This is a genomic window from Arthrobacter sp. TJ-265 (genome assembly GCF_058269135.1).
Window position 1 is genome coordinate 1,090,004 of record NZ_JBZCND010000001.1, and the last position, 20,342, is coordinate 1,110,345.

Here is a 20,342-nt window from a genome sequence, read left to right on the forward strand (position 1 = left end):
CTGCACAGCGGCATCCTTTTCGGCACCGGGGTGGCCGGTGCGAGCTCATCCAGCCCGATGGCGACGCAGGGATAGCGCCAGGCATCCTCGACTGGTCGTGTCCTCTCATTAGACCGCCTCCTGCGGGCCTGCACCAATTCGGCCGGAATAGCGGGCCGCCGGGGCGGGTTGCACCCGGAAAGGCCTCGGCCTCACCAACCCTGCAAGGAGCACCCTATGAGCGCGTCCACGACCGTCGAGAAGGCCGATTTCTGGTTCGACCCCCTGTGTCCCTTCGCCTGGATCACGTCCCGCTGGATGGGCGAGGTGGAGCAGGTGCGTGACATCTCGGTCGCCTGGCACGTCATGAGCCTGTCCGTCCTCAACGAAGGACGGGACCTCCCCGAGGAGTACCAGGCCATGATGGTGCAGGGCTGGGGCCCGGTGCGCGTCATCATCGCCGCAGCCGAGCTGCACGGCGACGAGTACATCAAGAAGCTGTACGACGCGATGGGGACCCGCATTCACATCGGCCAGAACAGGGACTTCGACGTCGTGATCCGGGAGTCGCTGGACGAGGTGGGCCTGCCGGCCGACCTCGCCTCCTACGCGCACACCGACGAGTACGACGCGCAGCTGCGCGCGTCCCACAAGGACGGCATCGACCGTGTGGGTGACGAGGTCGGCACGCCCGTCGTGGCTTTCAACGGCACCGCGTTCTTCGGTCCGGTCCTCACCAGGATCCCCCGTGGCGAGGAGGCCGGCAGGATCTTCGACGGCGCCGTCCTGATGTCCGAGTTCCCCGGATTCTTCGAACTCAAGCGCTCCCGCACGGAGAGCCCGCGGTTCGACTAGCCTCCAGTCGGCCCGAACGCAGGAAGGGACCCGCCCACCGGCGGGTCCCTTCCTGCGTCGGGGGGCTACTCCGCGGGCTGCGGCACCAGTTCGACCTCGGAGACGCTCAGTGCGCCGTCCCCTTCGACGACCTGGAGGTCCCGGGCGTTGCCGGCCGCGAGGAGGTCTGCCAGGCCCGCACGGATCTGCCCCACCTGGGCGGCGGACGCCGTGACGACGGCGCGCTCCACCTCGGTGCGCTGCTTGACCTTGGCCTCGGACTTGGCCTTGCGGATACCCCCGAGGGCCAGGGCCACGGAGGTGAGGACGCCGGCGTCGGCCGTGTCCGGCAGGGCCGTGAGCGCGTCGGCGCCGGGCCAGGCCGCCTGGTGCACCGATCCCTCGCGCCACCAGCTCCAGACCTCTTCGGTGGCGAACGGCAGGAACGGCGCGAACAGGCGCAGCAGGGCGTCCAGCGTCGTCGCCAGCGCGGCCTGGACCGACTGCGTCCCGGCGTCACCCGCGTCGCCGTAGGCACGGTCCTTGACCAGTTCCACGTAGTCGTCCGTGAAGGTCCAGAAGAAGGACTCCGTGAGCTGGAGGGCACGGGCGTAGTCGTACTTCTCGAAGGCTGCCGTGGCCTGCTCGGTCACCGTGCGGAGCTGGACGAGCAGGGAGGTGTCCAGCGCGTTCGAGACACGGTCCAGTGCACCGGAGCCGATGGACGCCTCGGTGACGCCGAGGTTGAGGACGAACTTCGAGGCGTTGAGCAGCTTGATCGCCAGGCGGCGGCCGATCTTCATCTGGTTCACCTCGTAGGCGGTGTCCGCGCCGAGTTTCGCCGACGCGGCCCAGTACCGCACGGCGTCAGCGCCGAACTGCTCCAGGACGTCCGTGGGGACCACGACGTTCCCTTTGGACTTCGACATCTTCTTGCGGTCGGGGTCGAGGATCCAGCCGGACAGGGCCGCATGCTTCCAGGGCACCGAGTCCTGGAGCGCATCCGCGCGGACCGCCGTCGAGAACAGCCAGGTGCGGATGATGTCGTGCCCCTGCGGGCGCAGGTCGAACGGGAACACCTTCCCGAAGAGATCCTCGTCCCGCGCCCAGCCGCCCACGATCTGCGGGGTCAGGGACGACGTCGCCCAGGTGTCCAGCACGTCGCTGTCGCCGATGAAGCCGCCGGGCCGGTTGCGGGCGGATTCCTCGAACCCCGGAGCCGGGTCGGCGGCCGGATCGACGGGCAGGGACTCGAGGGCCGGGATGATCGGGTCCTCGTACTCCGGTTCGCCGTCGCCATCGAGGCGGTACCAGACGGGGACGGGGACGCCGAAGAAGCGCTGTCGCGAGACGAGCCAGTCGCCGTTCAGTCCCTCGATCCAGTTCTCGTAGCGGGACCGCATGAAGGAGGGGTGGAAATCGATCTCGCGACCCCGCTGGATCAGTGCCTCCCGCTTGCCGGCGTCGCGCCCGCCGTTGCGGATGTACCACTGGCGGCTGGTCACGACCTCGAGGGGCTTGTCGCCCTTCTCGTAGAAGTTGACCGGGTGCATGATCTTCTGCGGCTCGCCCTCGAGGTCCCCGCTCTCGCGGAGCAGGGCGACGACGGCCTCCTTGGCGCTGAAGATGGTCTTGCCGGCCAGCCGGGTGTAGTTCTCGCGGGCCTTCTCGGTGGTGATCCACTCGGGTGCCTCGGCGCGGAGCCGGCCGTCGCGGCCGACGACGGCGCGGGTGGGCAGCTGCAGTTCCCGCCACCAGGTGACGTCGGTCAGGTCGCCGAACGTGCAGATCATGGCGATACCGCTGCCCTTGTCGGGCTTCGCCAGGGGATGCGCCTTGATCTCGACCTCGACGTCGAACAGCGGGCTGGTGACCGTGGTGCCGAAGAGCGGCTTGTAGCGCTCGTCGTCGGGGTGCGCCACGAGGGCCACGCAGGCGGGCAGCAGCTCGGGGCGCGTGGTCTCGATGTGGATCTGCGAGCCGTCGGGGGCGTGGAACGCGATGCGGTGGTAGGCGCCGGGCTGCTCGCGGTCCTCGAGTTCGGCCTGCGCGACCGCGGTCCGGAAGGTGACGTCCCACAGCGTCGGCGCCTCCGCGAGGTAGGCGTCCCCGGCCTTGAGGTTCTCGAGGAAGGCGCGCTGCGAGACGGCGCGTGAGGTGTCATCGATGGTCCGGTAGGTCAGGTCCCAGTCCACCGAGAGGCCCAGGGTGCTGAAGAGGTTCTCGAAGACCAACTCGTCCTCGACCGCCAGCTCCTCGCAGAGTTCGATGAAGTTCTTCCGCGAGACCGCGTCGAAGTCCCGCTGGTTCTTCGCGGGCTCGGCGGGGGGCCGGTAGTCGGCGTCGTACGGCACGGAGGGGTCGCAGCGGACGCCGTAGTAGTTCTGGACGCGGCGCTCGGTCGGCAGTCCGTTGTCGTCCCAGCCCATCGGGTAGAAGACGTTGGCGCCGCGCATGCGTTTGAACCGCGCCATGACATCGGTCTGCGTGTAGGAGAACATGTGCCCCACGTGGAGCGATCCCGAAGCGGTGGGCGGGGGAGTGTCGATCGAGTAGACGTCCTCGCGCGTCGTGTCACGCTTGAAGGCGTAGGTGCCGTCCTCGCGCCACTGGCGGGACAGTCTCTCCTCGAGGCCCTCGAGCACGGGCTTGTCGGGAACGGAAACGGGCTGGGGGGAGGGCGTGTCTGTGCCCTGGGTGGTATCGGCCATTCCTCCATTGTTCCCTACTGTCCGCGGACTCCGGCACGCCGGTGGCTTCCATGCCGGAAGTACGCCGGCTGCTCCCGGCGCGGCCGGTCAGTGGCCGGCGCCGAGCTTCCCGCCCAGACGTTCACGCATCATCGTGGAGGCCTCGTTGAGTCCGACGATCGTGACCTCGGTGCCGTGGGTGCGGTACTTCTCGGTGATGGCGTCCAGCGCGGCGATGGTGGAGGCGTCCCAGAGGTGGGATCCGTGCAGGTCGATGGTGACCCGGTGGGGGTCTGTGGCGTACTCGAACTGGGTGTAGAGGTCGTTGGAGGACGCGAAGAACAGTTCGCCGTCGACCGTGTAGGTGGCGTGCCGGTCCCCGTCCACGGTGGTCTCGGTCCGTTCGACGGTGACGAAGTGCGCCACGCGGCGGGCGAACGCGACCATGGCCACGAGGACGCCGACGCCGACGCCGATGGCGAGGTTGTGGGTCCATACGGTGACGATGACGGTCGCGAGCATGACGGCGGTCTCGCTCCTGGGCATCCGCCGCAGGGTCGAGGGCTGGATGCTGTGCCAGTCGAAGGTGGCGATGGCCACGAAGATCATGACAGCGACGAGGGCGGCCATCGGGATCAGGGCGACGATGCCGCCGAGGACGACGACGAGGACGAGCAGGAAGATCCCGGCGAGGAACGTGCTGATCCGGGTGCGGGCGCCGGAGGCCTTCACATTAATCATGGTCTGGCCGATCATGGCGCAGCCGCCCATGCCGCCGAAGAACCCGGTGATGATGTTCGCCGTGCCCTGGCCCCAGGACTCGCGGGTCTTGTCGGAGCGGGTGTCGGTGATGTCGTCGACGAGCTTGGCGGTCATGAGGGACTCGAGGAGCCCGACGGCGGCCAGCGCCAGGGAGAAGGGGGCGATGATCTGGAGGGTCTCGAGGGTCAGCGGCACGTTCGGGAAGACCAGGGACGGCAGGCTCTCCGGCAGCTCACCCTTGTCCCCGACGGTCGGGACGAGCACATTGGCGAGGACCGCGAACACGGTCAGGACCACGATGGCCACCAGGGGTGCGGGCACTGCCTTCGTGAGGCGGGGCAGGCCGAAGACGATCAGCAGGCCGACGGCGACCATCGGATACACGAGGAACGGCACGTCCACGAGCTCGGGGACCTGGGACAGGAAAATGAGGATGGCGAGGGCATTGACGAAGCCCACCATGACGGAGCGGGGGATGAACCGCATGAGCCGGGCGACGCCGGTGACGCCGAGGATCACCTGGAAGAGACCGCCGAGGATCACTGCGGCGATGAAGTAGTCCACGCCGTGGCTGGCGACCAGCGGGGCGATGACCAGGGCGACCGCGCCGGTCGCTGCGGAGATCATGGCCGGGCGTCCACCGAGGAAGGCGATGGAGACCGCCATCGTGAACGAGGCGAACAGGCCCAGCCGCGGGTCGACGCCGGCGATGATCGAGAAGGCGATGGCCTCCGGGATGAGGGCGAGGGCGACGACGAGGCCGGCGAGGACCTCGGTCTTCAGCAGACGCGGGTTCCGAAGCGTTCGGGCGACCGACTGGCGTTCGACCGGGGTGAGTTCTGGTCTCGCAGTGGGTGCGGCTGCTGACATGGCGGGATCCTTCGGGCGTTCGGCGAAGTGGCGAGGTGGCGAGGTGCAGAGTGGCGGGGGGACGGTACACGCCGCTGTGCCCGGGCTCGTCCGACATCAACCCTAACGTAAGGGTAGGGTTGTGGGAAAAGGAAGGCAGGCCGTGACCGAACCACGTTCCACCGCAGCGCCCCGGACCATGCACATCGGCGAGCTCGCCGAACGCACCGGGCTGTCCCTGCGGACCATCCGCCACTACGACGACGTCGGTATCCTCCCGGCCACCGCCAGGACCGACGGCGGGTTCCGCGTCTACTCCGAGGAGGACCTCGAGCGGTTGATGGTCATCCGCCGCATGAAGCCGCTGGGCTTCACCCTCGAGGAGATGAAGGACCTCCTGGCTGTCCTGGATGCGCTGCAGCGGGAGAAGGACGACGCGGCCGCCCGGGAACTGCGTGCACGCCTGGCCGCCTACCGCAGCATGGCCCACGAACGGCGGGCGAAGCTGGTCGAGACCCTCGCCCGCGCCGATGAGTTCATCGCCGTCCTCGCCCGCTACTAGCCGCGTCGGACCTGCCGTCAGACGCCGACGACGGTGAGCCATCCCGCGAGCGCGAGCAGGGTGATGACGAGGACCGGGATGGTGAGCACGATGCCGGTGCGGAAGTACTGGCCCCAGCCGATGTGGATGCCCTTGCGGTCCAGGACGTGGAGCCACAGGAGGGTCGCGAGGCTGCCGATAGGTGTGATCTTCGGGCCGAGGTCGGAGCCGATGACGTTGGCGTAGATCATCGCCTCCTGCGTGAGGCCGGTGGCGCCGGCGGACCCGATCGCGAGGGACGCGATGAGGACGGTGGGCATGTTGTTCATCAGGGACGCGAGGACGGCGACGATGACACCGACGCCCAGGGCGGTGATCAGGACGCCGTCGGAACCGACGGCCGAGAAGACGCCGGCCAGCTCGTCGGTGAGGCCCTGGTTCCGCAGGCCGTACACGACGAGGTACATGCCGAGGGAGAACAGGACGACCTGCCAGGGCGCTTCCCTCAGGATCCGCGGCACCGAGATCCGGGCCGCCGGAGCGGGCACCGCCGCTGTCCCGTCAGCCGACGCCTGCAGGTCTCCGTTGGCGTCGGCGGGGCCCGTGCGGGAGGCAGCGGATGCGAGGGGGCCGGCCGTGGTCCGGCGCCCGATCCCCGCGGTCTCGTAGTCGAGGTCTTCCGCCCGATCCGCGGCGTGCGGTGATCCCGGTGCTCCGTGCTGCGTGTGGGGGGCGCCGACGGGGGTGCTCGTGCGCGGGAAGAGGAAGGCGGGTCGGCGGGAAGCGACGATCATGAGGACGACGGCGCCGAGGCCGGCGACGGCGGAGAGCGGGATGTGCAGGGGTTCCGCGGCGAAGTAGCCGATCAGCAGGACACCGAGGACCACCCAGCCGGTCCTGAAGGTCAGGGGGTCCGCAATCGCCGATCTCGGGGTCGCGAGGACGGCGACGTCGTAGTGGCGCGGGATGGCCTTCCGGAAGAACAGGAGGAGGACCCCGAGGCTGGCGGCGACCGACACGAGGCCGACCGGGACCATGACGAGCGCGTAGCGGGCGAAGCTGATGTCGAAGAAGTCCGCCGTGACGATGTTCACCAGGTTCGACACGACCAGGGGGAGGCTGCCGGCGTCGGCGATGAACCCGCACGCGATGACGAACGCGAGGGACGCCCTGGCCGGGAACCTCAGGGCGAGCAGCATCTGGATGACGATCGGGGTGAGGATCAGCGCCGCTCCGTCGTTGGCGAACACTGCCGCGATCGCTGCTCCGAGCAGGACGATCAGGGTGAACAGCAGGTGGCCGTTGCCCCGCCCCCACCGGGCGACATGCAGCGCGGCCCAGGTGAAGAATCCGGACTCGTCGAGGATCAGCGAGATGATCACGATCGCCACGAACGCGAAGGTCGCGTTCCAGACGATGTCCCACACGATGGGGATGTCCGACAGGCTCACGACGGTGGTGAGGAGCGCGACCGCGGCCCCGCCGAGAGCGGACCAGCCGATGCCGAGGCCCTTGGGTTGCCAGATGACGAGGGTCAGGGTGGCGAGGAAGATCAGGATGGCGACCACGGTCATGGCAGCAGGACTCCTAGCAGGAGGAACTCACGAAAGAACCAGGGCAGGGACGAGCGGGGAAGTGCAGCAGGCGGGGAGCGCTACGGGGTGGTGAGGGTGGCGTGCAGGGCGGTGACGCGTGCCAGGATGTCGTCGCGGACCAGGCGCATGCGGTCGATGCCGTCGATCCCGCGTTCGCTGGGCTCGTCGGTGGTCCACCGTTCGTAGCGTGTGCCGTCGACCTCGTCGATCTGCGCTTCGGGGCCGAGGATCACGACGACGTCCGCCCGGCCCTGGTCCTCGGCGGTGACCTGGCGCGGGGTGTTCCGGCTGATGTCGACCCCGACCTCGGCCAGGACCTCGGCGGAGAGGGCATTGACGGCGGAGCCCGGCTTCGACCCCGCTGACGCCGTCGTCACCGAGTCGCCGGCGACCTTGTCCATGAGGCCGGCCGCCATCTGGGACTTGCCGCCGTTCTTGACGCAGACGAACAGGACGGAGGGCTTGTCCGTTTTGAAGCTCACAGGGGTCTCGATTCGTGGTGGAGGGCAGCGGCGTGAGGGGGTGTCACCGGGTCTCGATGAGGACGCCGGCGAGGGAGTTCAGGGCCCCGGGCACCAGGGAGTAGTACGCCCAGACACCTCGCTTCTCGCGGTGCAGGATGCCGGCGTCGACGAGGATCTTCAAGTGATGCGACACCGTCGGCTGGCCGAGATCCAACGGCTCGGTGAGGTCACACACGCACGCCTCGTTGGCGGCGCTCGCCGAGATGAGCGAGACCAGGCGCAGCCGGTTCGGGTCGGCGACGGCCTTGAACTGCTTCGCGAGTTCCTCGGCGCGATCCGCACTCATCGCAGGAGTCCCGGAAGGCACGCAGCAGCGACCCTCCTCGGTTGCGCCGGGGAGCGAGGCGGGAACCGGTTCGGTTGCTGCGAGGCCCGCTGTTCCGGGCTCGGAGATGGTGGTCATGGGCTCAGCATACCCGTGCATTGACATTCATCGATGTATTTCCGCATACTCGACATCGAAGCCAGTCGATCTTCGGTGGGATGCCGGTACACGAGGTATCGGACCCGGGGCTCGGCTCCTCTCCATCCAGACGCCCGGCCCTCCGGCACGAGGCGAAGAAGCAAGGACCATCATGAGCACCGAGACAGCAGCTACGACGACCGCCGATCACAGGAAGCCCTCGGTCCTGTTCGTCTGCGTCCACAACGCCGGTCGGTCACAAATGGCTGCCGCGTACCTGAGCCACTTGTCCGAGGGGCGCATCGAGGTCCTCTCCGCCGGTTCGCAGCCCGCCGACCAGGTCAATCCCTCCGCGGTCGAGGCGATGAAGGAGGAGGGCATCGACATCACCGCCGAGACCCCGAAGATCCTCACCACCGACGCCGTGAAGGCCTCCGACGTCGTGGTCACCATGGGCTGCGGGGACGAGTGCCCCTACTTCCCCGGCAAGCGGTACGAGGACTGGGTCCTCGAGGATCCGGCAGGCAAGGGTGTCGACTCGGTCCGTCCCATCCGCGACGAGATCAAGGGCCGCATCCAGCAGCTCATCCGCGAGCTTCTGCCCACCGGCGCCGGAACATCGGGCACCAGTACCACGGCCTGACCTCGCCGCAGCACATGGAGCGGCACACCAGCACGACCCCCGATTCGAGAGGCACTGCCATGACGGACGTCCAGAGCGAGAAGATCATCGTCGTGGGCTCCGGCCCCGCCGGGTACACGGCGGCGATCTATGCCGCCCGGGCCGGCCTGGCGCCCAGGGTCATCGCGGGTGCCGTCACCGCGGGTGGGGCGCTGATGAACACGACGGAGGTCGAGAACTTCCCCGGCTTCACCAGCGGTATCCAGGGCCCCGAGTTGATGGAGAATCTCCGCCGGCAGGCCGAACGCTTCGGCGCCGTGATCGAGTACGACGACGCCGCGAGCGTGGAGCTGACCGGGAACCTCAAGACCGTCACCACCCTCAGCGGCACGACGTACCAGGCGCCCGCGGTGATCCTCGCCACCGGCTCCGCCTACAGGGAACTCGGCCTGCCCGACGAGAAGCGCCTGTCCGGCCGGGGCGTGTCCTGGTGCGCGACCTGCGACGGGTTCTTCTTCCGCGGCCAGGACATCATCGTCGTCGGCGGCGGGGACTCCGCCATGGAGGAAGCCCTGTTCCTCACCCGCTTCGCGGACACGGTCACCGTCGTCGTCCGCGGTTCTGCGCTGCGTGCGTCGAAGATCATGGCGCAGCGGGCCCTGGACAACGAGAAGATCCGCTTCGAGTACACCAGTGCCATCACCGCCATCCATGGGGATGCGAAAGTCACCGGCGTCACCCTCTCGGATACCGTGACCGGTGATGCCCGCACCATGGCTGTGACCGGGATCTTCGTGGCCATCGGCCACCTTCCGCGCACGGATCTCGTCGACGGACAGGTCACCCTCGACGACGACGGGTACATCGTCGTCGACTCGCCCACGACCCTCACGAACCTCCACGGCGTCTTCGCCTGCGGCGACGCCGTGGATCACCGGTACCGGCAGGCCATCACCGCCGCAGGCTCCGGCTGCGCCGCAGCCCTGGACGCCGAACGGTACCTCGCCGCACTCGAGGACGCCCCCAGCATCGCCACCGCACTCATCGAGGAGACCGCCCATGCCTGACATCACCGACGCATCGACCACCATCGCGACCTACCTCCCGGTAGCTGTCATCGGCGCCGGACCGATCGGCCTGTCCGCGGCGGCCAACCTCCTCGAGCGGGGGCTCACCCCGATCGTCTTCGAACAGGGCGACAGCGTCGGTGCCGCGATCCGGCAGTGGGCTCACATCCGCCTGTTCTCGCCCTGGCAGTACGACATCGACCCCGCAGCCCGTCGCCTGCTCGAGCCCACCGGATGGGCCGAGCCACGCCGGACCGCCCTGCCGTACGGGCGTGACCTGGTGGAGTCCTATCTCGAACCCCTCGCCGCCGTCCCGGCCATCGCCCGGACGCTGCGGTTCGACAGCACCGTCACGGCCGTCACCCGGCTCGGGATGGACAAGACCCGCACCCAGGGCCGGGACACGACGCCCTTCCTCGTCCGCGTCACCGGCCCCGAGGGCACCAGCGATCACACCGTGCGTGCCGTCATCGATGCCTCCGGCACGTGGGGTCAGCCCAACCCGCTCGGCCAGGCAGGACTGCAGGCACCCGGCGAGGACGCCGTGGCCCACCTCGTCACCTCCGCGCTGCCCGACGTCGTCGGAACCGAGCGGGCGCGCTTCGCGGGGAAGACGACCATGGTCGTCGGCGCGGGGCACTCGGCCGCCAATACGCTGATCAATCTCGGTCAGGTCGCCAGGAACGAGCCCGGCACCAGGATCCTGTGGGCCGTCCGCGGCAGCGGATCGGCCCAGCGCCTCTACGGCGGCGGGGACCTCGACGGGCTGCCCGCCCGGGGCGCCCTCGGCAGCCGCCTGAAGACCCTCGTCGGCGACGGCGTCGTCGAACTGGTCACGGACTTCACCGTCACCGGCCTCGCCCGACGTGGAACGCGTCTCGCCGTGACGGCGTCGACGCCGGACGGCGACCGCACCGTCGAGGTCGACGTCCTCGTCCCGGCCACCGGATTCCGCCCGGACCTCGGGATGCTGCGCGAACTCCGGCTCGAACTGGACCCCGCGGTGGAAGCACCGCGGGCGCTCGGGCCGCTGATCGACCCGGAGTTCCACTCCTGCGGGACGGTCCCCGCCCACGGCGCGGACGTCCTGGCGCACCCGGAGAAGGATTTCTACCTGGTCGGCATGAAGTCCTACGGACGGGCCCCCACCTTCCTGCTGGCCACCGGATACGAGCAGGTCCGCTCCGTCACCGCGGCGCTCGCCGGCGACACCGAGGCCGCGTCCCGTCTCCAGCTCGAGCTGCCCGAGACGGGAGTCTGCAGCACCGACCTCGGGGGATCCTGCGACACCCCTGCTGCCGCGGCGACGGAACCCGAGGGCACTGCCGATGCCGGATGCTGCGGCGTACCGCAACTCGTCAGCATCGGCTTCCCCACCGGGACCGCCCACGGGCGGTCGGGTGACCCTGACTACTGATCCGCCTCACAGCGGGCAGAGGGACAGGAGAGAAACCGGCAGGCGGCCCCGCCTGCCGGTCAGTGCACCAGAAAGGACAGCACGATGAGCACGTCACCGATCCCTGATGCCCCTACCGGCAGCCATGAGCACCTCCTCCACCGCATCTCCGACGAACTCGCCGCATCCTTCGACGGAGTGTTCGGTCCCGAGATGGTCGAGCGCTACGTCTTCGAGTCCTACACGGCTCTCGCCCGTACAGCGAAGGTCAGGACCTACCTGCCGATCATCACGCGTCGATTCGCCCGCGATCGCCTCTCCGCGCTTGCCCACGCCGAGGGCAAGCGGCCCAGCGGAGTCCCGGAGGTCCTCTTCGTGTGCGTCCAGAATGCGGGACGCTCGCAGATGGCTGCGGCCCTGCTGAAGGACCTGACCCGGGGATCGATCAACGTCCGCTCCGCCGGATCGATGCCGGCCGAGCACCTCGACGGGAACGTCATCACCGCCATGCAGGAGATCGGACTCGACCTCGGTGAGGAGTTCCCGAAGCCCCTGACCGACGACGTGGTGCGGGCAGCGGACGTCGTGATCACCATGGGGTGTGGAGACACCTGTCCCATCTACCCGGGGAAGAAGTACGAGGACTGGCAGATCTCGGATCCGGCGACGATGGACCTGGACGGAGTGCGCACCGTCCGCGAGGTGCTCACGACGCGCGTCCGGAACCTCGCCTCCACGCTGATCACCGTGCCCTGACCGGCACGGGGTCGAGCCCGGTGCAGGCGCGGCACGGGTGCGCCCGGCCCCCACTGGCTACAGTGGGCCCATGACCGAGACATCCAGGGCGCCGCTCGGCGCCCCCGCTGACCCAGCCCCTTCCGCCCTGCGCGCGATCGTCACCGGCGCCAGTTCCGGGATCGGCGCCGCCACCGTCCGCGCCCTCCGCCGGGACGGCTGGGACGTGGTGGCAGCCGCCCGACGGCTCGACCGCCTGCAGGCGCTCGCCGAAGAGACCGGGGCGACGCCGTTGGCCCTCGACGTCACCGACCAGGCGTCCGTGGACGCCTTCACGGCCGAGGTCACGGCGACCGGCCCGGTCCATGCGCTGGTCAACAACGCCGGGGGTGCCTTCGGAACGGAGCGGGTGGCCGAGGCCAGGACCGAGGACTGGGAGTGGATGTACGACGTGAACGTGCTCGGCTCCATGCGCATGACCCGGGCGCTGCTCCCGGCGTTGCGCGACGGCGGCCAGGGGAGCGTCCTGTTCCTGACGTCCACGGCGGCGCTCGCACCCTACGAGGGCGGCGCCGGATACTGCGGCGTGAAAGCGGCGCAGGAGTCGATGGCCCGCTCGCTCCGCCTCGAGGAGGCCGAGCACAACGTCCGCGTCATCGAGGTGTCCCCGGGCATGGTGCGCACCGAGGAGTTCTCCCTCAACCGGCTCGGCGGCGACCAGGGCGCGGCCGACCAGGTCTACGCCGGGGTCGAGTACCCCCTGACCGCCGACGACGTGGCTGCCGCCGTCGCGTTCACGCTCAATGCGCCGCACCACCTGAACATCGACCACCTCGTCCTCCGACCGCTCGCCCAGGCCGCCAACCACAAGGTCCTCCGCGCCTGAGTCCCGAGCGGACAGCGCAGATCCTGTCCTGCGGCGGTGGTCAGGCCCTGGGAGAGACGCCCAGCCGGACGCTGTAGTTGTCCATGGTCCCCGGCAGGGGTCGGACCGGATCGAGTGCCTGCCCTGCCTCCACCTGGAAGTCGTGTCCCGCCACGAGCGCCGCCAGGGCAGCGCTCGTCACGAGCAGCACCAGCTGCTTGCCCGGGCAGACCACCGGTCCGCCGCTGAAGGGAACCAGCGGCCAGCCGTCGTCCTCCTCGGTCAGCCAGCGCTCGGGCGAGAAGCTATGCGCGCTGCGCAGGGAACGCTCGTCCCGGTGGAAGTACGGTGCGTAGATCAGAACGCCGCAATCGGCCGGCATCAGTCCCTGCTCCCACTGCACCGGCTGCGTCGTCTGCCGGAGGATCATCGGGGTGGTGGGCCACAGGCGCAGCGACTCGAGGATGCCGGCCCGCAGGTAGGGGAGGAGCCGGCGTCCCGAGGTGTCGCCGTCGACCTCCCGCCGCGCCGCGGCCATCGCCTCCGGATGGGTGGCGAGTACGGTCAGGGCACGGAACGTCGCCATGCCGGCGGGATCGAACGCGAAGAGCCACTGCGGTACCTGGTCGGCGGGCTCCGCGCCGTCGCCCTTGGGCGCGCCGGCCATCACGGAGGCGAGGCTGCCCGGCTCGGCGTTCGCGAGTTCCTCGTTGATCCGCGCCAGGAAGCGCCGGCGCGTCTTCTTCCGCACCGGCTTCATGAACGCCCAGTTCCCGTCCTTGCGCAGCCGGATCACCATGCCCGTGAGGTCCTTGTCATCGCGCGCGTGGTCGCCGAACACCACGCGCCGCACCACCCGGTACCACGCGTCCTGGAAGTCGTCCCAGGGCAGGGATCCGCTGCGGACGGCGTCGGCCAGCACCTGCCGCATCTCCTCCTCCACGACGGGCACGAACCGGTCGGCGAGGTGGTGCACGGGGTGGTCCGTGTCGAGGACCTGTTCCTGCAGGGCGCGGCGCACCGTCCGGAGGGGACCACGCGTGATCAGCACGTTGGAGGGCTGGAAGTGGGAGAGCGCCGCACGCTTCTCGCTGCTGGCCGCGGTGAACGGGTCGGGGGACTGCGCCAGGACGGTGTTGGCGTCGCCCGGCGCCAGGACGATGGCCTGCTTGCGGATCGGCAGCCTCAGCATCAGCGGACCATCCGGGTGCTTGGCATGGATCCTCCTCACGATCCCCGCCGCCCTGGTGTCCAGGTCGAGGCGCGCTGCGAGTCCCACCGCCCACGGGCGCCGGATGATGGGGCCCTTCACGAAGGTCGGCAGGAGCACGCCGAGGAGCAGGCGGGCCGTGTCCGGGGCGGACGCGGTGGGCAGGGCGGGTGATGTCATCCTTCCACCCTGCCAAGCCGCACAGCCCACCACAACGGATTTCGGCGCGTGCGCCGGCGGCACCGGGTGTGCTTCAGCCCTTTCGACAACGATTTCGGAGCCGGGATAGACTGGATGCACAAGCGTCGACCCGGCCATCACCGGTGAGCTTCCGGAAGAAAGGCCGGCCTCCTGCGAGGCGGCCCGTAGAACCGGACGGGGAGCCCGTCACAGCCTGGAAACGAGCGGCAGCCCCGGCCCGCGCGACCGCGATGAGCGGAACGGCGGACGACGGCGGCAAGTGAGGTGGTACCGCGGGTCCTGGACCCTCGCGGCCGGTCAGGCAACCGGTGGCGGGAGACAGGTCCCGTCCTCACGGCAGGACTCCTGCACCACCCGACGCCGCCGCACACAGGATGAGACCCATGCCGCAGATCTACCCCAAAGCAGTGTCGCCCGACGACGGCGGCACCCCCTCCGCCGGGACCAGCGCCTCCCCGCGCTTCCCCGAGCTCGAAGAGCGAGTCCTCCGCTACTGGCAGGAGGACGGCACCTTCCAGGCGTCCATCGACCACCGCGACGCCGGCGTCGACGGTTCCAACGAGTTCGTGTTCTACGACGGACCGCCGTTCGCCAACGGCCTGCCGCACTACGGCCACCTCCTCACGGGCTACGCCAAGGACCTGGTGGGCCGCTACCAGACGCAGCGCGGACGCCGCGTGGAGCGGCGCTTCGGCTGGGACACGCACGGCCTGCCCGCCGAACTCGAGGCGATGAAGCAGCTCGGCATGACCGACAAGCAGCAGATCCTCGCGATGGGCATCGACAAGTTCAACGACGCCTCCCGCGCGTCCGTCATGAAGTACGCGGGGGAGTGGCGCGACTACGTGACCCGCCAGGCGCGCTGGGTCGATTTCGACAACGACTACAAGACGCTCAACCCCGAGTACATGGAGTCCGTCCTCTGGGCCTTCAAGACCCTGCACCAGAAGGGCCTCACCTACAACGGCTACCGCGTGCTGCCGTACTGCTGGAACGACGAGACGCCGCTGTCCAACCACGAGCTGCGCATGGACGAGGACGTCTACCAGGACCGCCAGGACCAGACCGTCACGGTCACGTTCCCCATCCTCCCCGGCGACTCGGCCCTCTCGCAGGACCTCGCCGGTGTGCAGGCCCTCGCCTGGACCACCACGCCCTGGACCCTGCCCACCAACGCGGCGCTCGCGGTCGGACCGGACATCAGCTACGTCGTCGTCGAGGGCCGGCGCGAGGACGAGGGCGGGCGGTACCTGATCGCCGAGGAGCTCCTCGGCCACTACGCCAAGGACCTCGGCTTCGCCGATGCCGCGGCCGCGCGCGACGCCGTCACCTCCCGCCACCTCGGCACCGAGCTCGCAGGCCTCACCTACCAGCCGCTCTGGGACTACCTCGCGGACCCGGAGGAGGGCGGTTACCGCAACGCCTTCCGCATCCTGGCCGCGGACTACGTCACCACCACCGACGGCACCGGCCTCGTCCACCAGGCGCCCGCCTACGGCGAGGAGGACCAGAAGATCTGCGAGGAGGCCGGCATCCAGGTGATCCTCTCGGTCGACGAGGGCGCGAAGTTCCTGCCCATGTTCGGCAAGGGACCGCTCGCGGAGATCGTGGGCCTGCAGGTCTTCGAGGCCAACCGGCACATCACGCGTGTCCTGAAGTCCGAGGGGCGCCTGGTGCGCCAGTCCAGCTACGTCCACAGCTACCCCCACTGCTGGCGCTGCCGCAACCCGCTGATCTACCGCGCCGTGTCCTCCTGGTACGTCGAGGTGACCAAGATCCGCGACCGCATGGTGGAACTGAACCAGGACATCACCTGGATCCCCGGGAACGTCAAGGACGGCCAGTTCGGGAAATGGCTCTCCAACGCGCGCGACTGGTCCATCAGCCGCAACCGCTTCTGGGGCAGCCCCATCCCCGTGTGGGAGTCGGACGACCCCGAGTACCCGCGCACCGACGTCTACGGGTCGCTGGCCGAGCTGCAGGCCGACTTCGGGCGCCTGCCCCTGAACAAGCAGGGCGAGGTGGACCTCCACCGGCCCTTCATCGACGAGCTCACGCGCCCCAACCCGGACGACCCGACCGGTCGCTCCACCATGCGGCGCGTCGAGGACGTCCTCGACGTCTGGTTCGACTCCGGGTCCATGCCCTACGGCCAGGTGCACTACCCGTTCGAGAACGGGCAGTGGTTCGACACGCACAACCCGGCCGACTTCATCGTCGAGTACATCGGGCAGACCCGCGGCTGGTTCTACATGCTGCACATCCTGTCCACCGCGCTCTTCGACCGGCCGGCGTTCCGCAACGTCATCAGCCACGGCATCGTCCTCGGCTCCGACGGGCAGAAGATGTCCAAGAGCCTGCGCAACTACCCGGACGTCTCCGAGGTCTTCGACCGGGACGGCTCGGACGCCATGCGCTGGTTCCTCATGGCCTCCCCGATCCTCCGTGGCGGCAACCTCGTTGTGACCGAGCAGGGCATCCGCGACGGCGTCCGCCAGGTCATCCTGCCGATGTGGAACGTGTGGCACTTCTTCAGCCTCTACACCAACGCGGCGAACGGCGGCGAGGGCTACGAGGCCAGGACGGTGACGCCGGAGGCGGCCGCGCTCCTGACCGAGCCGATCGACCGCTACATCCTGGCGAACACGGGGAACCTCGTCCGCGACCTCACCGGGGCGCTGGACGCCTTCACGATCAGCGACGCCTGCGAGTCCCTGCGCCGGTACCTGGACACCCTCACCAACTGGTACGTGCGCCGCAGCCGCCAGCGCTTCTTCGACGAGGACACCGACGCCTTCGACGTGCTCTACACCTGCCTCGAGGCGGTCTGCCGGGTCGCGGCCCCGCTGCTGCCCCTGGTCACCGAGGAGATCTGGCGCGGTCTCACGGGTGGCCGCTCCGTCCACCTCACCGACTGGCCCGAGGCGACGTCGTTCCCCGCCGCCCCGGATCTCGTGGAGCAGATGGACCGCACGCGGTCCGTGTGCTCCGTCGGCTCCAGCCTGCGGAAGGCCGCGAACCTCCGGGTGCGGCTCCCGCTCCGGGAGCTCACCGTCGTCGCGCCGGCCGCCGCGGACCTCGCCGGGCAGTACGCGACGATCATCGCCGACGAGCTGAACCTCAAGGGCGTGCGCCTGGTGGACGCGGCGGATGCCGAGCCGGCCGAGTTCGGCATCACCCAGCGGCTCGTGGTCAACGCCCGCGCGGCAGGACCACGCCTCGGCAAGAACGTGCAGACGGTGATCAAGGCCTCGAAGTCCGGGGACTGGCAGGTCGACGACGACGGCGGCGTCACCGCGGGCGGCCTCGCCCTCGAGCCGCACGAGTACACCCTCGACACGGTGGTGGAGGGCAACGATGCCGCCTCGAAGGCGGTGACGGTCCTGCCCGGCGGCGGGTTCCTGGTGCTGGACACCGAGGTGACCGCCGAGCTGGCTGCGGAGGGGACGGCCCGCGATGCGATCCGCGCCATCCAGCAGGCACGCCGCGACGCCGATCTCGACATCAGCGACCGCATCCGGACCACCGTCGGCGTCGCCGCCGAGCAGGTCGGCGCGCTCGAGGCGAATGCCGGACTGATCCAGGCCGAGACCCTGACCCTCGAGCTGCGCATCGAGGCCGTCGCCGAGGCGGGCGACGAATTCACCATCACTGTCGAGAAGCAGGAGCAGCAGCATGGATGACACGACCGGCATCGACGGCACCGACGGCACGGGGAGCAGCGCCGAACTGGACGCCTTCTCGGTCGAGAGCGTGTACGCGGAGCTCCTCGGGCGTGCCCCGGAGAACAGGATGGAGCCGCGCCTGGCGCCGCTCCACCGGGCGATGGAGATCCTGGGTGAGCCCAACAAGGCGTTCCCGATCATCCACATCACCGGTACCAACGGGAAGACCTCGACCGCACGCATGATCGAGAGCATCCTGCTGGCGCACGATCTGCGGACCGGCCGCTTCACGAGCCCGCACCTCTCGCGGGTCACGGAGCGCATCAGCATCGACGGGGAGCCCGTCCCGGACGAGACGTTCGTCCGGGTCTGGGACGAGATCAAGCCCTACCTGGACATCGTCGACGGCGAACTCCTCGTCGCCGGGGAACCCCGCCTGACCTACTTCGAGTGCGTCACCATCCTCGCGTTCGCGATCTTCGCGGACGAGCCCATCGATGTCGGCGTCATCGAGGTGGGACTCGGCGGGATCACCGACGCCACGAACGTCGGCGACGGACAGGTGGCCGTCGTCACCCCGATCTCCCTCGACCACACGGAGCTCCTCGGTGACACCGTCGAGGACATCGCCCTCGAGAAGGCCGGCATCATCAAGCCCGGCTCCTTCCTGGTCAGCGCGATCCAGCCCCGCGACGCCGCGCAGATCCTCCTCGAGCGGGCCCGCGAGGTCGGGGCGGAGTTCCGCTTCGAAGGGGTCGAGTTCGGCGTCGAATCCCGCACGGTCGCCGTCGGCGGCCAGGTGGTGTCCCTCACCGGGCTCGCCGGCCGCTACGGTGAGCTGCTGGTACCCCTGCACGGCGAGCACCAGGCGGAGAACGCGGCCGTCGCCGTCGCGGCCGTCGAGGCGTTCCTCGGGGGTGGAGAACGCGAGCTGGAGACGGAGCTCGTCCGGAACGGGCTGAGGGCCGTCACCTCGCCCGGCCGCCTCGAGGTGGTCCGGACCGCGCCGAGCATCATCGTGGACGCAGCGCACAACCCCGCCGGGGCGCGGGCCGCGGCGAAGGGCATCAACGAGGCGTTCGACTTCAGCCGGCTCGTCCTCGTCATCGGAGCGCTGCAGGACAAGGACGTGGCGGGCATGCTGGCCGAACTGCACGAGGAACTCGGCGGCATCCTCGAGGACGTCTGCCTGACGCAGTCGACGTCGCCCCGCTCCGTCCCCGCCGCCGACCTCCTGCAGCCAGCCCTGTCGGCCGGGTTCGCGGAGGAGAACATCACCATCCTCCCCGGGCTCGACGACGCCCTGGAGTGGGCGGTGATGAAGGCCGAGGAGAACAACGACCTCTCCGGGGGCGTCCTCGTGACCGGATCCATCACGGTGGTCGGGGAAACCCGCACGCTCCTGGGAAAGTAGGCCCACGCATGGCACGACGCATGACCAAGGCGCAGCGCGAGTGGCGGCCCGGCATGCCGAAGAAGCGGCGGTCCACGAAGGTCCTGTTCGCCTCGACGGTCCTCTGCCTCGAGGCGTTCGTGGTGTTCTTCGCGACGCTCGCTGTCTTCGGCCTGCGGCGCGACGAGATCTCCCCGGCCCTCATCCTGACCTCCGGGCTCCTCCTCAGCGTGGTGCTGGTGCTCACCTGTGCCGTCCTGACGAAGAAGTGGGGCATCGCGCTCGGCTGGATCCTCCAGCTCGTCCTCATCGCCGGGGGCTTCCTCGAACCCGTCATGTTCGTCGTCGGCCTCGCGTTCGCCCTCACCTGGCTGTACGGGATCCGGCAGGGCATCCGCGTGGACCGCGAGAACGTGGAGCGGGACCGGCTGCAGGCGGAGTGGGAGAGGGCGAACCCCGAGGAGCAGGGCCTTTAGTAGAGTCGACCCCGGTACCAGTTGTCCCATCCGCGCCGTCCGCGACGGCGCACGCACCCCAGGAGTCCCCATGAGCGTTGAGCGCACCCTTGTCCTCGTCAAGCCCGACGGCGTGTCCCGCGGCCTGACCGGCGTCGTCCTGTCCCGCGTCGAGGCGAAGGGCTACACCATCGTCGAACTGAAGCGCGTGCATGCCACCCGCGAGCTGCTCGAGGAGCACTACGCCGAGCACATCGGGAAGCCGTTCTACGAGCCGCTCGTCGAGTTCATGCTGAGTGGCCCGATCGTCGCCGCCGTCTTCGAGGGCGAGCGCGTCATCGAAGGGTTCCGCTCCGTGGCAGGGACCACGGACCCGACGACGGCGGCGCCCGGCACCATCCGCGGCGACTTCGGCCGCGACTGGGGACTGAAGGTCCAGCAGAACCTCGTGCACGGCTCCGACTCGGCCGAGTCCGCCGCACGGGAGATCGGCATCTGGTTCGCCTGACGCGCGTCCACCGTCGCCCCGGGTCATGTGCCTGGGGCAACGGTGTTG

17 protein-coding genes are annotated in these 20,342 nt (G+C 69.5%); 11 read left to right on the plus strand and 6 right to left on the minus strand.

The window, feature by feature from the left end:
- Positions 1-216: 216 nt before the first annotated feature.
- Positions 217-834 (plus strand): mycothiol-dependent nitroreductase Rv2466c family protein, encoded by a 618-nt coding sequence (locus AC4D2E_RS05255; RefSeq protein ID WP_490951862.1) that lies wholly within the window; start codon positions 217-219, stop codon positions 832-834.
- Between the two features lie 65 nt (positions 835-899).
- On the opposite strand, the gene valS is transcribed toward AC4D2E_RS05255, so the two are convergent.
- Both valS and AC4D2E_RS05265 read right to left on the minus strand, forming a co-directional pair.
- A complete protein-coding gene (valS, locus tag AC4D2E_RS05260; RefSeq protein ID WP_490951863.1) occupies positions 900-3,524 on the minus strand; it encodes a valine--tRNA ligase in 2,625 nt (874 codons plus the stop codon).
- A gap of 87 nt (positions 3,525-3,611) precedes the next feature.
- Complete coding sequence (locus AC4D2E_RS05265) at positions 3,612-5,135, minus strand: SulP family inorganic anion transporter (RefSeq protein ID WP_490951864.1); 1,524 nt, start codon at positions 5,133-5,135, stop codon at positions 3,612-3,614.
- 178 nt (positions 5,136-5,313) lie between these two features.
- Here AC4D2E_RS05265 and AC4D2E_RS05270 point away from each other — a divergent pair, with 178 nt between their 5' ends.
- Entirely contained in the window at positions 5,314-5,676 is a 363-nt protein-coding gene (locus tag AC4D2E_RS05270) for a MerR family transcriptional regulator (protein ID WP_490952324.1), read from the plus strand.
- A gap of 17 nt (positions 5,677-5,693) precedes the next feature.
- Here the strand turns inward: AC4D2E_RS05270 and AC4D2E_RS05275 are convergent, their stop codons facing one another.
- From AC4D2E_RS05275 to AC4D2E_RS05285, 3 genes are all read right to left on the minus strand, one after another.
- On the minus strand, positions 5,694-7,229 hold the full coding sequence (locus AC4D2E_RS05275; protein ID WP_490951865.1) for an arsenic transporter: 1,536 nt from the start codon (positions 7,227-7,229) through the stop codon (positions 5,694-5,696).
- 80 nt (positions 7,230-7,309) lie between these two features.
- Positions 7,310-7,732 carry an arsenate-mycothiol transferase ArsC gene (locus tag AC4D2E_RS05280; protein WP_490951866.1) on the minus strand — a complete coding sequence of 141 codons (423 nt, stop codon included), beginning with the start codon at positions 7,730-7,732 and terminating at the stop codon, positions 7,310-7,312.
- A 43-nt stretch (positions 7,733-7,775) separates the two neighbouring features.
- Entirely contained in the window at positions 7,776-8,060 is a 285-nt protein-coding gene (locus tag AC4D2E_RS05285; protein ID WP_258069789.1) for an ArsR/SmtB family transcription factor, read from the minus strand.
- A 289-nt stretch (positions 8,061-8,349) separates the two neighbouring features.
- On the opposite strand from AC4D2E_RS05285, the gene AC4D2E_RS05290 reads away from it, so the two are divergent.
- From AC4D2E_RS05290 to AC4D2E_RS05310, 5 genes are all read left to right on the plus strand, one after another.
- Complete coding sequence (locus AC4D2E_RS05290) at positions 8,350-8,820, plus strand: arsenate reductase ArsC (protein ID WP_490951867.1); 471 nt, start codon at positions 8,350-8,352, stop codon at positions 8,818-8,820.
- A gap of 59 nt (positions 8,821-8,879) precedes the next feature.
- Positions 8,880-9,866: a thioredoxin-disulfide reductase gene (trxB, locus tag AC4D2E_RS05295; RefSeq protein WP_490951868.1), complete on the plus strand. Its 987-nt coding sequence runs from the start codon at positions 8,880-8,882 to the stop codon at positions 9,864-9,866.
- A complete protein-coding gene (locus tag AC4D2E_RS05300) occupies positions 9,859-11,283 on the plus strand; it encodes an NAD(P)-binding protein (protein WP_490951869.1) in 1,425 nt (474 codons plus the stop codon). The genes trxB and AC4D2E_RS05300 overlap by 8 nt, the downstream gene beginning before the upstream one ends.
- 84 nt (positions 11,284-11,367) lie before the next feature.
- Positions 11,368-12,018: an arsenate-mycothiol transferase ArsC gene (locus tag AC4D2E_RS05305; RefSeq protein ID WP_490951870.1), complete on the plus strand. Its 651-nt coding sequence runs from the start codon at positions 11,368-11,370 to the stop codon at positions 12,016-12,018.
- A gap of 70 nt (positions 12,019-12,088) precedes the next feature.
- The gene (locus AC4D2E_RS05310; RefSeq protein ID WP_104165269.1) at positions 12,089-12,883 is read left to right on the plus strand and encodes an SDR family oxidoreductase; all 795 of its coding nucleotides are present in this window, start codon (positions 12,089-12,091) and stop codon (positions 12,881-12,883) included.
- A gap of 40 nt (positions 12,884-12,923) precedes the next feature.
- On the opposite strand, the gene AC4D2E_RS05315 is transcribed toward AC4D2E_RS05310, so the two are convergent.
- Positions 12,924-14,252, minus strand: coding sequence for a cytochrome P450 (locus tag AC4D2E_RS05315; RefSeq protein ID WP_490951871.1), 1,329 nt, complete (start codon positions 14,250-14,252; stop codon positions 12,924-12,926).
- A gap of 404 nt (positions 14,253-14,656) precedes the next feature.
- Here AC4D2E_RS05315 and ileS point away from each other — a divergent pair, with 404 nt between their 5' ends.
- The 4 genes from ileS to ndk all read left to right on the plus strand — a co-directional run bounded on the left by ileS (position 14,657) and on the right by ndk (position 20,294).
- Entirely contained in the window at positions 14,657-17,956 is a 3,300-nt protein-coding gene (gene ileS, locus AC4D2E_RS05320) for an isoleucine--tRNA ligase (protein WP_490951872.1), read from the plus strand.
- Entirely contained in the window at positions 17,949-19,352 is a 1,404-nt protein-coding gene (locus AC4D2E_RS05325) for a bifunctional folylpolyglutamate synthase/dihydrofolate synthase (RefSeq protein WP_490951873.1), read from the plus strand. The genes ileS and AC4D2E_RS05325 overlap by 8 nt, the downstream gene beginning before the upstream one ends.
- An 8-nt stretch (positions 19,353-19,360) precedes the next feature.
- Positions 19,361-19,807, plus strand: coding sequence for a DUF4233 domain-containing protein (locus tag AC4D2E_RS05330; RefSeq protein WP_490951874.1), 447 nt, complete (start codon positions 19,361-19,363; stop codon positions 19,805-19,807).
- A gap of 70 nt (positions 19,808-19,877) precedes the next feature.
- Entirely contained in the window at positions 19,878-20,294 is a 417-nt protein-coding gene (gene ndk, locus AC4D2E_RS05335; RefSeq protein ID WP_490951875.1) for a nucleoside-diphosphate kinase, read from the plus strand.
- Positions 20,295-20,342: the final 48 nt, after the last annotated feature.